Genomic DNA, 14563 nt, shown 5'->3' with positions numbered 1-14563 from the left:
CGGACATCCGGGCGAACGGCCGGCGATGACATCATGGGCTGCCATCGACACGCTCGCGCCACCGATCCGATGACGATCCGGCGTCGCGGCGCACGCCTTCGATCTCAAGGCCGCGACAACACCATCACCCGTCCCGACACCCGCTGCAGCTTCAGCCACCCGGTATCGGCCGTAAACCGAAGCTGCTGCAACGGAAAATCGAACCCCGCCTTGTGCGCAGCGCTGACCACCGCGTCGGCGATCCAGCGGATCAGTTCCTTTCCTTCGTCAGTGGTCTGGTGGCCGTTCTGGACACCATAGAAATAGCGATTCCCGGCGTTGACCTCGTTCTGCAACTGCATCCAGTGTCCCGGCAGGCCCGGCAGCGTTCTGAACAGGTCGGCCACGCGCTGCGTCGTCAGGCCGCGCGCCCACAGTGCGCCATTCACCGCGGGCCGCGCCAGGTTGTGACGGTCTGCTTCCTGGGCCTGCTCCTTGATGTCGCCTTTCAGAATATCGGGTTTCGTCATCGCACTGTCCTCGTGAGGGCCCCGCAACGGGCCGGTTGAATCAAAAAAGCCGCCGAACATCGGGCGCGCGCGTTGCGTGCACGATACCGCTAATCTCGAAATTGATCGCCTGTCAGGTATATCAGGCCAGCGTGTTGCGATATTGCGCGCAAGAATCAGCCTCGTCCGATAGGCGCCGCGACAGCGGGTCGATATGCTTATCGGGTGTGGTGCCGGTGGAGTGTCTTGTTCAAGTTCGGAGTGAGCCGGTCATCAACCTTCGCCGGCGCCGCACACCCCTCCCGTTGCGATCCGGCTTCGGCGTGGGCGTTCGGTGGTGGCCGGTGGGCGCGGCCACGACAGAGAAAGACGATGTTGAAACAACACGCTGCCATATGCGAACGCCGAGCGCCTGCTCCGAAGCCGGATCCTCCCTCCCTTCCCGCCTGCGCCACCCATCATTCAATAATTCGCGACATGCATCGATATAATTTCGCGATTATATCGATCGACAATCAATCGAATTCACGCCATTAAATCGGACTGTTTCAGCTTTCGATTTTCTGAACAATTTCCATTCCCGGCCGAATATTTTTTTATTTATTTTTCGCCATGCTGGCCGAACCGTGTTTAAAACAGCAAACGTTTGCGTGACACGGTGAAGCGCCTTACCGATCGATCGCAGGGCTGACTCCGCAATAGCGCCGGGGTCAACCACACATTGCGAATCGATTCATTCGAGCAGTCATTTGCAGTCCCACGCTGTACTCCGTGCGCGACAACGGCGGGATCCACTCGCCGGCCGCGCGACGCGAGACCTATCATCGAGACGAGGACGACATGTCACAACCGTTTACCCATGACGATCTTTACGCACTGCTGCAACTCGCCGGCAACGATGCAACCGCCGTACAGGCGAACGGCGACCAGGCGGTGCTCGACCGGATGCGCCAGTTCATGACCACGCAGCTCGTGGAAAAGCTGCCGCAATACGATGTGTTCGTCGACATCGCGACCATCCCGTACAGCTTCGACGTCGGCAGCTGGCAGAACAAGGTGAAGGCCGATGCGGCGGGGCAAGTCGTCGCCTGCACGGTGACGTGGGCCGGCGCGCCCGGCGTGCTGCCCGGGGCCGCGGCAAAGTTCGGCGTCGGCGCGGTGGTCAATTACTTCTCGAAAGCGACGCCGCAACCGCAGCCCACCCAGCCGGGCACGACGACCGGCGGCGGCGAACGCGACGGCATCTTCAATCTGCCGCCGAACATCGCGTTCGGCGTGACGGCGCTGGTCAATTCGTCCGCGCAGCAGACGATCGAAGTCTACGTCGATGACAACGCGAAGCCGGCCGCGACGTTCCAGGGCGCGGGCACGCAGGACGCGAACCTGAACACGCAGATCGTGAACTCGGGCAAAGGGAAGGTGCGCGTGGTGGTGACGGCGAACGGCAAACCGTCGAAGATCGGTTCGCGTCAGGTCGACATCTTCAAGAAGACCTACTTCGGGCTCGTCGGGTCGGAAGACGGAACGGATGGCGATTACAACGACGGCATCGCGATCCTGAACTGGCCGCTCGGCTAAGCGGCCGCATCCTGCCAACCATCGCCACGCCGCCCGGCGTGGCGGTTTGCTTTGGTACGCCGCACCGAGGTGCGCGTCGACGCCGGCCGCGGCGACCGGCTTGGGCTCGACGGTCAGCCGTCGTTCGGTGCGCCGGATTGCGACATCGCGAGCGGCGGCGCCCACGTGGCCGCGGCCAACTGTGTGCGCGCGGCGTGGGCCACGCGGTTGAACGCGACCCGCTGCTCGCCCTTCAGTTTCGCCGCGCTGGCCGCCTGCACCAGTTCGATCGGATCCACGAGACGGGCATGTCGCCGCACCTCGAAGTGCAGATGCGGGCCGGTCGCGGTGCCTGTGCTGCCGACGGCGCCGACACGCTGGCCGCGCACGACCCGCGCGCCGGTTCGCAGCGTCGGCTCGAATGCCGACAGGTGCGCGTAATACGACGCATAGCCGCCGTCGTGCCGAATCACCACGTACTTGCCGTAGCCACCCGGCTCGGTGCCGATGAAAGTCACGACCCCGCGCTCCGACGCGTGGACGGCACGGCCCGTCGGCGCGGCCAGATCCACGCCGGAATGGACGTGACGCGCGCCGGTGACCGGATGCACACGCGCGCCGAATCGTGAGCTGACCCGCGTTGCGTTGACCGGCATCGCGAACCGCGCGCCGGCGAGCGGCATGCCGTCGAGATCGTAGTAGGCGCCTGGCGAACCAGCCTGCGGCGCGAACCACACGCCCGCGACGCGCTGGCCGCGAAAGCGGATGTCGAGCGCCGTCACGCGCACGCTGCCCGGCAGGGTCGCGCTGTCGTCCGGCTCGAAGGCGACGCGGAAGGTATCGCCAATCGCGCCGCGCTGCGTTGAATCGATCCGCCCGGCCAGCATGCGCGTGATCTGCGCGTCAACGCCGGCTGGCAGATCGGCACTCGCGAGCGACGCGCGCAGGCTGCCGGTGATCGCGCCGGCTCGCGTGCCGCTCTCCTGCTCCGTGAGCAAGAACGGCTCGGCGGACGCCAGATCGACATGACGCGCGTCGAATGCCGGCCGAACACCGATTGCCGGAAGCGGCGAGGCAAAACCGTACGCGAAGCGGGCCGCGTAATCGCGCTCGATCGCATCGCGTGCCGCATCGCAGAGGATGACGTACGGCGCACATGCACCGGTACGCATCGCGAATGTGACCGAAGCGCTCGTCGCACGCGGCTCCAGCGCGACACGCGGCACGGCGGTCGATGCCAGCAAGCCGCCCCAGATGGTCCGGGCGGAACTGAAAAAAGGCACGTCGACAAGGTCGGCCGTTTGCGCCGTTACAGGCGAAAACGGCGTGGCATCGGAAGACGCCCACGCCACCGCACCCTGCATGCCGGCAAGCCACGCCGCGGCAACGACACCGCGCACCAGCGCGCGGCGAATCGGAAAGCGGATGGCGCCGCAGCGCGCGGGCCGACCTTGTTCGCGTGCGAGACGTAAACACAGGTCAAGCCGCATTGCGTCGTCACTCGCTATCAATGAAAAAGGAGGGGGAAACCGGTTATCGCGGAGGAACGATCATCGCGATCCGGTAGCCTGGAAGCGAGTGTATCGGCACGGCCAACATAGCTAAATAGGACAAATCCGATTTGTTTGAATACTCGCTTAGTACACACACCAAATCGCGATTTCACGGCGCCGACACGTGAGATCCGGCCCCCATGCATTCGCGCGAACTACCCCGTGGCGTGTACAGTCGAGGGCGGCCGACGCATGAGCGGATGCCCGCCCGACCACGGCGGACGACGCCACCCGTCGCGCCTTCTGTCCTCAAACCGGAATCCCGTCATGTTTCTCGATCATCTTCATCCGGAACGCTGGACGTTCCTGTGGAACGCGTTGTCCACGCTTTCGCTCAGGCTCTGCGCCGCCCTCGCGCTACTCGTCGCGGGCTGGTGGCTGTCGAAGCGCATCGGCAACTGGCTGAGCCGGCTGCTCACGAACAAGGAGCGCGTCGACGACACGCTGCGTCCGATCCTCTGCGACGTCGCCGTGTGGGGCATCCGCATCGTCGCGATCGTCGGTGCGCTTTCACAGCTCGGCATCGAAACCGCGAGCATCGTCGCGGTGCTCGGCGCGGCCGGCCTCGCGATCGGGCTCGCGCTGCAAGGCACGATGCAGAACATCGCGGCCGGCATCATGCTGTTGCTGCTGCGGCCGTTCAAGGTGGGCGACTACATCGACGGCGGCACGGGTGTCGCGGGGACGGTGGACGAGGTCGGGCTCTTCATGACGCGGCTGACGAAGCCGGACGGCATCTGCGAATACGTGCCGAACAGCGCGCTGTGGGGCAGCTCGATCCGTAACTACACGCGCAATCCGACCCGCCGTCTCGATCTCGAAGTGGAAGTGTCCGTGCACGACGACATCGATCGCGCGCTCGATGCGCTGCGCGCGCTGGCCGAAGCCGATCCCGACGTGCTGCAGGATCCCGCGCCGGACGTGATGGTGATGCGCTTCGACGACAGCACGGCGGTCGCGAACATGCGCGTGTGGACGCACACGGACAAGTTCTGGGCGATGCGCTGGCGCCTCGCGCGCCAGGTGCGCAAGACGCTCGCCGACGCGGACTGCGCGCTGCCGATCCGCACGCGCGAGCTGCACATCGTGCACGACGTCGAACGACAGCCGCAGCAGGTCGAGCCGCGCCGCGTACAGGCGTCGTAACACGTCGGGGCGCACCACCGCGCATGCAGCACAGCGCGGCGCGCCCCGCCTGCGTCACATCCTGACGATATCGAGCAGCGCCTTCCTGCCGCTCTGGTACGTGAACACCGAGATCGCGCCGTGCTTCAGGTCGCCTTGCGGCGTGAAGCTCGTTTCGCCGATCACGCCGCGATAGTCGGTCGCCGGCATCGCGGCCAGCACCCTGGCCGGGTCCGTCGAATTCGCGCGCTGCATCGCGTCGACGATGATGTACACCGCGTCGTACGAGAACGGCGCGTACACCTGCATCGGCTGGTGGTAGCGCGCTTCGTAACGCTTCACGAACGCCGCGCCGCCCGGCATCTTCTCGAGCGCGATGCCGGCTTCCGAGCACACGACATTGTCCGACGCCGGACCCGCGAGCTTCGGCAGGTCGGTCGAGCATACGCCGTCGCCGGCGAGGATCTTCGCGCGCAGGCCGAGCTGACGTGCCTGCTTCGCGAGCGGGCCGCCCGTCGCATCCATCCCGCCGTACATGATCGCGTCGGGGTTCTCGCCCTTGATCTTCGTGAGGATCGCGCGGAAGTCGATCGCCTTGTCGTTGGTCGCGTCGCGCGAGATGACCTTCATCCCGGCCGATTTCGCCGCCTTCTCGAACTCGGTCGCGAGGCCCTGCCCGTACGCGGTCGAATCGTCGACCACGGCCACCGTCCTGATGCCGAGCTGCTTCGCCGCATACATCGCCAGCGCGGGCCCTTGCTGCGCATCGGTCGCGACGACGCGATAGGTGGTCTTGAAGCCCTGCTGCGTGTACATCGGGTTGGTCGCGGCCTGCGAGATCTGTACGACGCCGCCGTCGCGATAGACGCGCGACGCCGGAATCGACGTGCCCGAGTTGTGATGGCCGACGACGCCGACCACCTTGTCGTCGACGAGCCGCTGCGCGACCTGCGTCGCGGTGCGCGGGTCGCCCGCGTCGTCCTGCGCGTCGAGCTGCAGCGTGACCTTCTTGCCGCCGATCACGAGCCCCTTCGCATTGATCTCCTCGACCGCGAGCCGCGCACCGTTCTCGCTGTCCTTGCCGAGGTGCGCGATCGCACCGGTCAGCGGCGCGACGTGCCCGATGCGCACGATCCCGTCCGCGTGCGCGGGCAGCGCGGACCATGCGCACGCCTGCGCGACCACGATCGCGCATGCCGTCTTGTTCCGATGTCGATTCATGTTCGTCTCCTTCCTTGTCGCTCTTCGTTCGTGATTGGATCGTCGTTCGTCAAAGGCAAAGCGATACGGTCACGCGCGCCCTTCGAAACCGAGCGGCACGTTCACCGCGTTGATACCGATTTCCTCGACCATGTAGCCGCCTTCCATCACGAACAGCGTCGGCAGATTCAGGCGCGCGAGCGCTTCGCCGACGCGCAGGTAGTCGGGCGAGCGCAGGCGGAAATGGCTGATCGGGTCGTGCTCGAACGTGTCGACGCCGAGCGACACGACGAGCAGGTCGGGCGCATGCGCGGCGATCGCGGCGGCCGCGTGGTCGAGCGCCGCCGCGTAGGTGTCCCACTGCGTGCCCTTCGGCAGCGGCAGATTCAGGTTGAAGCCCTCGCCCGCGCCGCTGCCGCGCTCGTCCGCGTAGCCGGAGAAGTACGGATACGACACCGGCGGCTCGCCGTGGATCGACGCAAACAGCACGTCCGCGCGGTCGTAGAAGATGTCCTGCGTGCCGTTGCCGTGGTGGAAGTCGACGTCGAGCACCGCGACGCGCGCCGCGCCGCTCGCGATGCCGTGCTGCGCGGCGATCGCCGCGTTGTTCAGGTAGCAGTAGCCGCCCATGTACTCGCGGCCCGCATGGTGGCCGGGCGGGCGGCACAGCGCGAACGCCGCGCGCGCGCCGCCGTTCGACAGCAGGTCGGCGCCGGTGAGCGCCGAGTTCGCGCTCGCGCTCACCGCGTCCCACGTACCCGCGTTGATCGGCGCGCCGGCGTCCATCGCGAAGAAGCCGAGCTTGCCGTCGATGAAGTCGGGCAGCGTCGCCGACGACGGCATCGCGCGCACCGGCCACACGAGCGGCAGCGCCTGGCAGGTGCGGCCGGTCGCGGTCCATTCGTCCCACGCGCCGGCGAGGAACTCGACATAGCGCGCGCTGTGCGCGCCGGCATAGCACGCGCGGTCGAACGCGCGCGGCGCGATCACGTCGCCGAGGCCGGCCGCGCGGACCTGCGCGAGCACCGTCTCGGCGCGCAGGGGGTTCTCGAACGAATCGGTGATCGCGCCGTCCTTCAGTTCGACGCCGCGATGCAGATGGTGATCGCTGCTGTAGACCGTGAGCATGGTTGACCGTTGCAGTGAAGGCTGTGAGGGGTGAAAACAGTCTATTGATGCCGGCCGGCAATAACTTTGCTTTCCACCCCTTCGTTTCGTACAATTTTGAGAAAACCGTCTACGGAGACCCGGGAATGAGCAAAAATCGCGCTTCGGTGGAACTGGACGGCGTCGACCGCGCGATGCTCCGCCTGCTGCAGGAAGACGGCGCGCTGTCGAACGCGACGCTCGGCGAGAAGCTGTCGCTGAGCGTCACGCCGTGCTGGCGCCGCCGCAAGCGGCTCGAGGACGAGCACGTGATCACCGGCTACCAGGCGAACCTCGACCGGCGCGCGCTCGGCATGAACGTGTTCGCGTTCGTGCAGGTCACGTTCAACATGCATTCGGACCAGGATCCGGATCACTTCGAGGAGGTGATGCGGCGTCACGACGAAGTGACGTCGTGCCACAAGATCACCGGCGCGGCCGACTACATCCTGCAGGTCGTCGCGGCCGATCTCGACGCGTACGCGGAATTCGTCGAACGCGTGCTGAGAAAGCAGGCCGGCGTGTCGTCGATCCAGTCGAGCCTCGCGCTGCGCGAGGTCAAGTTCTCGTCGCGCGTGCCGGTGCCGGATGCGTGATCGTTCATGTTGTCGTCATGCGCCCGCGCGCGGGCATCCGCTGTCGATCGTCATTCCATGGAGCGCTACCGATGAAACGTCTTCTACCTTCCGCCTCGCTTGCCGCAACGATCGTCTGCGCACTCGCACTGAGCGCCTGTGCGGCGCAATCGTCCGCACCGGCCGCTTCGTCGACGCCTGCCCAACCTGCCACGCCGGCCGCCCCGCAGATGGTCGGCGGCGATCGCGACGCGCACGGCTGCATCGGCTCGGCCGGCTATTCGTGGTGCGAACAGACCCAGCAATGCGAACGCCCGTGGGAACTCGCGAAGCAGAAGGGTTTCTCGAATTCGGCGCAAGCGTACGAGCAGTTTTGCCACAACAATTTCGCGAAGTGACGTGAGGTGACTGGACGTAAAGCGATCATGTCGCGGCGCGATGCCGCGACATGACGCGTCCGCATTCCATCCCGCTCCCGCTCGGTTATCCACATCTTTTCCGGTTCCGGCGACCCTCGTTCCGGAATCCCGGACACGCAAAAAACCCCACAAAAACAAGGGCATTTTTCGTTTGTGACACAGCAAACGAGTTCGGTTACATTACGCGCCCCTTGACATACCGCCCCCGCAACACGCGTCGTGCGCGGCCCCTTTCCACGCAGCCCGAAGCGCCGTCCGCGCAGGCTTGCCGCGAGGGCCCCGGCGCGTTGCGCGCCATCGCGACGCAGGCGATTTCCAGCCTGCGACAAGCCGATCCGAAGGTGTCCTTGGCGACGGCTGCGCGTGCGCAAATGCAACGGCGAACACGGTCGATCCGGAATTCCGGATTCGCGGTCCGGATCTCCGGATGCGCGAGCCGGTTGCGATTCGGCATCGGCCAGGCGGCATGGCAAACCGATACATTCAAGTTGAAGAGGGATCTGCTGTGATCAAAACGTTACGGGTAATACTGTCGGCGCTCGCGCTGTGCGTGGCCGCGTCGTCCGCGCACGCCGCCGATACGAAGAAGGTCGACGTCCTGCTGGTGGGCGGCGGCATCATGAGCTCGACGCTCGGCGTCTGGCTGCACGAGCTCCAGCCCGACTGGTCGATGACGATGGTCGAGCGCCTCGAAGGCGTCGCGCTGGAAAGCTCGAACGGCTGGAACAACGCGGGCACCGGCCACTCGGCGCTCGCCGAGCTGAACTACACGCCGGAGAAGGCGGACGGCAAGGTCGACATCTCGAAGGCGATCGAGATCAACGAGTCGTTCCAGATCTCGCGCCAGTTCTGGGCCTGGCAGGTCCGCCAGGGCGTGCTGAAGAACCCGCATTCGTTCATCAACTCGACGCCGCACATGAGCTTCGTCTGGGGCGACGACAACGCCCGCTTCCTGAAGAAGCGCTACGACGCGCTGCAGGCGAGCCCGCTGTTCCGCGGGATGCAGTATTCGGAAGACTACGACCAGATCAAGCAGTGGGTGCCGCTGATGATGGAAGGCCGCGACCGCTCGCAGAAAGTCGCCGCCACCTGGACGCCGATCGGCACCGACGTGAACTTCGGCGAGATCACGCGCCAGTTCGTCGGCTACCTGAAGACGCAGCCGAACTTCACGCTGTCGCTGTCGAGCGAAGTGCGCGAGATCTCGCGCAACGCGGACGGCACGTGGCACGTGTCGTGGGTCAAGCTGCACTCGGACGAACCGCCGCAGGCCGTCGACGCGAAGTTCGTGTTCATCGGCGCGGGCGGCGGTGCGCTGCACCTGCTGCAGGCGTCGGGCATCCCCGAGGCGAAGGACTACGGCGCGTTCCCGGTCGGCGGCTCGTTCCTCGTGACCGACAACCCCGAGGTCGTGAAGCGGCACCTCGCGAAGGCGTACGGCAAGGCGTCGGTCGGCTCGCCGCCGATGTCGGTGCCGCACCTCGACACGCGAATCATCGACGGCAAGAAGATCATCCTGTTCGGGCCGTTCGCGACGTTCTCGACCAAGTTCCTGAAGAACGGCTCGTACTTCGACCTCGCGAAGAGCACCAACCTGCACAACGTCGCGCCGATGATGCGCGTGGGCGTCGACGAATTCCCGCTCGTCCAGTACCTGGCCGGCCAGCTGATGCTGTCCGACGACGACCGTTTCAACGCGCTGAAGGAATATTTCCCCGACGCGAAGAAGGAAGACTGGCGCCTGTGGCAGGCCGGTCAGCGCGTGCAGATCATCAAGCGCGACCCGAAGAAGGGCGGCGTGCTGAAGCTCGGCACCGAGATCGTCAGCTCGCAGGACGGCAGCATCGCGGGCCTGCTCGGCGCATCGCCGGGCGCGTCGACGGCGGCGCCGATCATGCTGAACCTGATGCAGAAGGTGTTCAAGGACAAGGTCGCGACGCCCGAATGGCAGCAGAAGCTCCGCCAGATCGTGCCGAGCTACGGCACGAAGCTGAACGACAGCCCGGCGAAGGTCGTCGAGGAATGGACCTATACGAGCGACGTGCTGCAGTTGTCGCCGCCGCCGAAGATCGACCTGACGACGCCGTCGCAAGCGACGGGCTCGGCCCCGGCGCGCCCTGCGAAGGCATCGGCCGACATGGCGCTGTAACGCGTCCGGCCCCGTTTCATCGCATCGCACGGCCGCCCTCCGGGGCGGCCGTTTTACATGGCCGATGCGGGCGAGGCCGCGCGCACCGGCCGGCGGCGTTCTCACCGGTTGCCGACAGCCGGCACGGCCACTGCCGATCGACCGCTAACGGTCGTCCGCCACCGGTCTCCGCTACCGCCCCTCCGCATCCGCTAGAATTGCGGGCACGCGCGACGCTGTCGCCCCCGATCCACCCCCCGCATCGACGCGGTCCACGCGACCGCCGGTGCGGCCCGCGCCCGAGCCGCGCGAGCGCCGCACCCCGTTGCCGCGCCCGCCGGGCGCGCCACCAACCGAATTCAGCTGGAGAATGACCGTGTTTACCTGCAGAAACCAGAGCTGCGGCACGCAGTGGGAGACGTCCGACGTCGTAATCAAGGACGAAGGCCAGGGGCTGCTGTTCCGCTGCCCGCTGTGCGGCGCGCGCAACTATCTCGAGCGCTTCGACGCGGAAGACGGCACGGTCGTCTACGAGCAGATGGCCGGCCGCCCTTACCTCGGAGACGTGGAATGACCCAGCCGACCGCCACGCCCTTCAGCGCGCTGCCGCTGACGCCCGCCGCGCTCGCGAACCTCACGCAGCTCGGCTACGTCGACATGACGCCGATCCAGGCCGCGAGCCTGCCGATCGCGCTGGCCGGCCACGACCTGATCGCACAGGCGAAGACGGGCAGCGGCAAGACCGCCGCGTTCTCGCTCGCGCTGCTGGCGCGCCTCGACACGCGCCGCTTCGACGTGCAGGCGATGGTCCTGTGCCCGACGCGCGAGCTCGCCGACCAGGTCGCGCAGGAAGTGCGCCGCCTCGCGCGCGCCGAGGAAAACGTGAAGGTGCTGACGCTGTGCGGCGGCACGCCGATGCGCCCGCAGGCGCAGAGCCTCGAACACGGCGCGCATATCGTCGTCGGCACGCCCGGCCGCATCATGGATCACCTCGACCGCGGCAACCTGAAGCTCGACGCGCTGAACACGCTCGTGCTCGACGAAGCCGACCGGATGCTCGACATGGGCTTCTTCGACGACATCGCGAAGGTCGCACGGATGTGCCCGACGACGCGCCAGACGCTGCTGTTCTCGGCGACCTATCCGGACGGCATCGCGAAGCTGAGCCAGCAGTTCCTGCGCAACCCGAAGGAAGTGAAGCTCGAGGAGCGCCACGACAACAGCAAGATCCGCCAGCGCTTCTACGAAGTGGCGGAAACCGAACGTCTGCACGCGGTCGGCCAGTTGCTGAACCACTACCGGCCGGTGAGCACGATCGCGTTCTGCAATACCAAGCAGCAATGCCGGGACCTGCTCGACGTGCTGCACGCGCAGGGCTTCCACGCGCTCGCGCTGCACGGCGAGCTCGAACAGCGCGAGCGCGACCAGGTGCTGATCCAGTTCGCGAACCGCAGCTGCTCGGTGCTGGTCGCCACCGACGTCGCCGCGCGCGGGCTCGACATCGCGCAACTCGAGGCGGTGATCAACGTCGACGTGACGCCCGATCCCGAGGTGCATGTGCACCGCATCGGCCGCACCGGCCGCGCGGACCAGGAAGGCTGGGCGCTGAGCCTCGCCAGCATGGATGAGATGGGCCGCGTGGGCGCGATCGAGCAGGCGCTGAAGCGCGAAGTCGAATGGCATCCGCTCGCGGAACTGAAGCCGGCCGGCAACGACACGCTGCTGCCGCCGATGGAAACGCTGCAGATCCTCGGCGGGCGCAAGGACAAGATCCGCCCGGGCGACGTGCTCGGCGCGCTGACCGGCGATGCAGGGTTCGACGGCAAGCAGATCGGCAAGATCAATGTGACCGAGTTCTCGACTTATGTCGCGATCGAGCGCGGCGTCGCGCACGACGCGCTGCGCAAGCTCAATGCGGGGAAGATCAAGGGCAAGCGGGTCAAGGTCCGGTTGATGGACGAGGAGTGACCTCGAGCGGCGCGTCTGTCACGGCAGCCGCGCCGCCGCATCACGCCAGCTCGGGATACCCATGCGCGGCCGCGTCCCGCGCGAACCGGGCAATCGTGTCGTACGCGCCCGGCGGCAGGCGCTCGAATCCCTTCAGCCGCAGCACGTTCGCCCGTTCCGGATCGACCGCGACCGCGTGATCGAGCGCATCCCGCAACGCCTCCACCCGCCCCCGTTCCAGCGCCTTCGACGCGATCAACGGCAACCCCGGCGCCGACGCCGTCATGCCGATGATCCGGATCTCGTTCAACAGCTCGGGCAACGCATCGCGCACGTACGCGAACGTCACGCAGTCGATCGCCGCGCAATCGGCAGCGCCGGCCGCCAATGCGCGCAGCACGTTCAGGTGCGCGCCGAACGACACGACCGAACCGAAGAAACGTCCGTCATGCGCATGCGGCGCGACCGCATGCCGGAACGCGTTCATCCCGCTGTGCGAATCGTCGCCGTTGAATGCGGCCCGCAATCCGCGACAGGCCGCCAGCGTCGTCGCACCGCCCGCATGCACGCGCGCCGACACGGCGAGCACGCTGCTGTAGCACGCGCCGTCGCAGCCGGGCGCATCGAAGGCCGGTGTCGCGATCAGGTGCACGGCATCGCGCAAGCCGAGCATCCGGTATGGATAGCCGCACGTCTGCGACAACAGCAGGTCGTTGCGCCGCCACAGCGCGTGCAGATCGCCGAACGGCTCGTCGAGCAGCACGACGCCGGCAGGCCCGCCGGTGCGCGCGAGTGCGTCGAGCGCATCACGCAGCAATGCACGCCACAGTGCGGCGTGGCGCGGCGTCACGTTGTACATCGGCAGTCCGGCGATCCATTGGCTCATGCGCGCATTCTACGCATCGGAGGCGCCCGGGAGAAAGCCGGTTCGCCCATATTTCGGCAAGGTTCGGCACCCGGCGGAGGCTGCCAATGCTTATCGGTCGCGCGGCGATAAGCAAATGCGAATTGCTTGGTTGGCCTGACGATGCAGCCCGGTTAGCGTTCCACTGTCGCAACGCGGTCGCATGCCGCTGTAGCGGTCGACCGCGCGCCGCGACGCCTGTCGGCCAACCGCATCGCGCCCCGCACCGGCGCGATCGTCCGCTTCCCGCGTCGCCCGCACTACCCGTTTCATCCCGCCTCAGCACCATGGCCGAATACTTCGACGTCGACCACGCGCGCGCGATCGCCACGCTCGACGCCCGCTTCACCGCCCGCACCGAGTGGCCGACCTGGCTGCTGGTCGTCGCGATCTACAGCGGCTGGCTCGCCGTGCTGCTGCTCGTGCGCGCCGGACGCCTGCCGCTCGCGGCCGCGACGCCGCCGCTGATCCTGCTCGGCGCGTGGCACATGTCGCTGCAGCACGAGCTGCTGCACGGCCATCCGACGCGTTCCGCGTTCGTGAACCGGCTGCTCGGCTATCCGCCGCTGACGATCTGGTATCCGTACACGCTGTACCGCGACACGCACCTCGATCATCACCGCGACGAGGACCTGACCGTGCCGGGCGTCGACCCGGAAACGAACTACGTGTCGCGCGAGCAGTGGGCGCGGCTGCCGCGCTGGCGTCGCGCACTGACGGTTGCACGCACCACCTTCGTCGGACGTCTCGTGTTCGGGCCGCCCACGAGCGTCGTCGCGATGTTCGCCGACACGTTCCGCACATTCCGGCGCGGCGACTTCCGCTATCTGCGGATGTGGATCACGCACGCCGCCTGCGTGGTCGCGCTGCTCGCAGGGTTGCAGTGGGCGATCGGCGTGCCGTGGTGGTACTACCTGCTGGCGGTCACATGGCCCGCGCTGTCGCTCGCGATGATCCGTTCGCTGTTCGAGCACCGCGCCGCGCGACATCCGAAGGCGCGCATCGTGATCAACGAAGCCGGCTTCGCGATGCGGCTGCTGTACCTGAACAACAACTATCACCTCGTGCATCACGACCTGCCGAAGCTGCCGTGGTACGACCTGCCGCGCGCGTACCGGATGCGGCGCGACGCGTATGCGGAAAAATGCGGCGGCTTCGTGATTCGGGGCGGGTATCGCGAACTGCTGGCGCGCCATGCATGGACGCCGACCGACACGCCCGTGCATCCGTTCGACCAGGGCACGGCGTCGCTGTCGACCGGCAGCGGCGCGAAAGTGGCCGCGGTCGACGGCTATCTTCAGATCAGTACGTGATGCTCGAACGGGCCGCGCCGCGTCGTGACGCCGCCCGAGTCGACCGCGCACCGGCAAGGCCATCCGGCCGCGCCACGTTCCTTACGAAAAGCCGACAATATCGATCTTCCTCGGCGAATTGCCAATTCCATCGGCAATGCCCAGAATGACGGCTCGTCCGGGACTTCCAACAATCATTCGCCCCGGCTCAGCCTTCCGGCCGCGCGCC

At 66.8% G+C, this 14563-nt stretch carries 13 protein-coding genes; 8 read left to right on the top strand and 5 right to left on the bottom strand.

Annotated features, from left to right (window positions below; all coding sequences use genetic code 11):
- Window positions 1–104: 104 nt before the first annotated feature.
- Window positions 105–509 (bottom strand): peptide ABC transporter ATPase, encoded by a 405-nt coding sequence (locus tag LMA02_RS16850; protein ID WP_228908815.1) that lies wholly within the window; start codon window positions 507–509, stop codon window positions 105–107.
- Between the two features lie 819 nt (window positions 510–1328).
- Here LMA02_RS16850 and LMA02_RS16845 point away from each other — a divergent pair.
- Complete coding sequence (locus tag LMA02_RS16845; RefSeq protein ID WP_228908814.1) at window positions 1329–2066, top strand: fucose-binding lectin II; 738 nt, start codon at window positions 1329–1331, stop codon at window positions 2064–2066.
- Between the two features lie 113 nt (window positions 2067–2179).
- Here the strand turns inward: LMA02_RS16845 and LMA02_RS16840 are convergent, their stop codons facing one another.
- Window positions 2180–3535 (bottom strand): M23 family metallopeptidase, encoded by a 1356-nt coding sequence (locus LMA02_RS16840; protein WP_228908813.1) that lies wholly within the window; start codon window positions 3533–3535, stop codon window positions 2180–2182.
- Between the two features lie 330 nt (window positions 3536–3865).
- Here LMA02_RS16840 and LMA02_RS16835 point away from each other — a divergent pair, with 330 nt between their 5' ends.
- The gene (locus tag LMA02_RS16835; RefSeq protein WP_228908812.1) at window positions 3866–4744 is read left to right on the top strand and encodes a mechanosensitive ion channel family protein; all 879 of its coding nucleotides are present in this window, start codon (window positions 3866–3868) and stop codon (window positions 4742–4744) included.
- A 54-nt stretch (window positions 4745–4798) separates the two neighbouring features.
- On the opposite strand, the gene LMA02_RS16830 is transcribed toward LMA02_RS16835, so the two are convergent.
- Window positions 4799–5944 carry a branched-chain amino acid ABC transporter substrate-binding protein gene (locus LMA02_RS16830; RefSeq protein ID WP_228908811.1) on the bottom strand — a complete coding sequence of 382 codons (1146 nt, stop codon included), beginning with the start codon at window positions 5942–5944 and terminating at the stop codon, window positions 4799–4801.
- Window positions 5945–6013: 69 nt separating this feature from the next.
- Complete coding sequence (locus tag LMA02_RS16825) at window positions 6014–7051, bottom strand: histone deacetylase family protein (RefSeq protein ID WP_228908810.1); 1038 nt, start codon at window positions 7049–7051, stop codon at window positions 6014–6016.
- Between the two features lie 125 nt (window positions 7052–7176).
- Here LMA02_RS16825 and LMA02_RS16820 point away from each other — a divergent pair, with 125 nt between their 5' ends.
- From LMA02_RS16820 to dbpA, 5 genes are all read left to right on the top strand, one after another.
- Window positions 7177–7665 (top strand): Lrp/AsnC family transcriptional regulator, encoded by a 489-nt coding sequence (locus LMA02_RS16820; protein WP_105833634.1) that lies wholly within the window; start codon window positions 7177–7179, stop codon window positions 7663–7665.
- Window positions 7666–7736: 71 nt separating this feature from the next.
- Window positions 7737–8042: a hypothetical protein gene (locus LMA02_RS16815; protein WP_228908809.1), complete on the top strand. Its 306-nt coding sequence runs from the start codon at window positions 7737–7739 to the stop codon at window positions 8040–8042.
- A gap of 487 nt (window positions 8043–8529) precedes the next feature.
- The gene (gene mqo / locus LMA02_RS16810; RefSeq protein ID WP_228908808.1) at window positions 8530–10212 is read left to right on the top strand and encodes a malate dehydrogenase (quinone); all 1683 of its coding nucleotides are present in this window, start codon (window positions 8530–8532) and stop codon (window positions 10210–10212) included.
- A 355-nt stretch (window positions 10213–10567) separates the two neighbouring features.
- Window positions 10568–10765, top strand: coding sequence for a hypothetical protein (locus LMA02_RS16805; RefSeq protein WP_006756243.1), 198 nt, complete (start codon window positions 10568–10570; stop codon window positions 10763–10765).
- Window positions 10762–12159, top strand: a complete 1398-nt coding sequence (dbpA, locus tag LMA02_RS16800) for an ATP-dependent RNA helicase DbpA (RefSeq protein ID WP_228908807.1) — start codon at window positions 10762–10764, stop codon at window positions 12157–12159. Before LMA02_RS16805 ends, dbpA begins: the two co-directional genes overlap by 4 nt.
- 40 nt (window positions 12160–12199) lie before the next feature.
- Here dbpA and LMA02_RS16795 read toward each other — a convergent pair whose 3' ends face one another.
- Entirely contained in the window at window positions 12200–13024 is an 825-nt protein-coding gene (locus tag LMA02_RS16795; RefSeq protein WP_228908806.1) for a phosphate/phosphite/phosphonate ABC transporter substrate-binding protein, read from the bottom strand.
- A gap of 305 nt (window positions 13025–13329) precedes the next feature.
- Between LMA02_RS16795 and LMA02_RS16790 the strand changes: the two genes are divergently transcribed.
- Complete coding sequence (locus tag LMA02_RS16790) at window positions 13330–14355, top strand: fatty acid desaturase (protein ID WP_228908805.1); 1026 nt, start codon at window positions 13330–13332, stop codon at window positions 14353–14355.
- Window positions 14356–14563: the final 208 nt, after the last annotated feature.

Source organism: Burkholderia sp. B21-005, from assembly GCF_020843965.1.
Lineage (GTDB): Bacteria > Pseudomonadota > Gammaproteobacteria > Burkholderiales > Burkholderiaceae > Burkholderia > Burkholderia ambifaria.
Note: the sequence above shows the minus strand (reverse complement) of the source record. Positions and strands in the feature narration are given on the sequence as shown.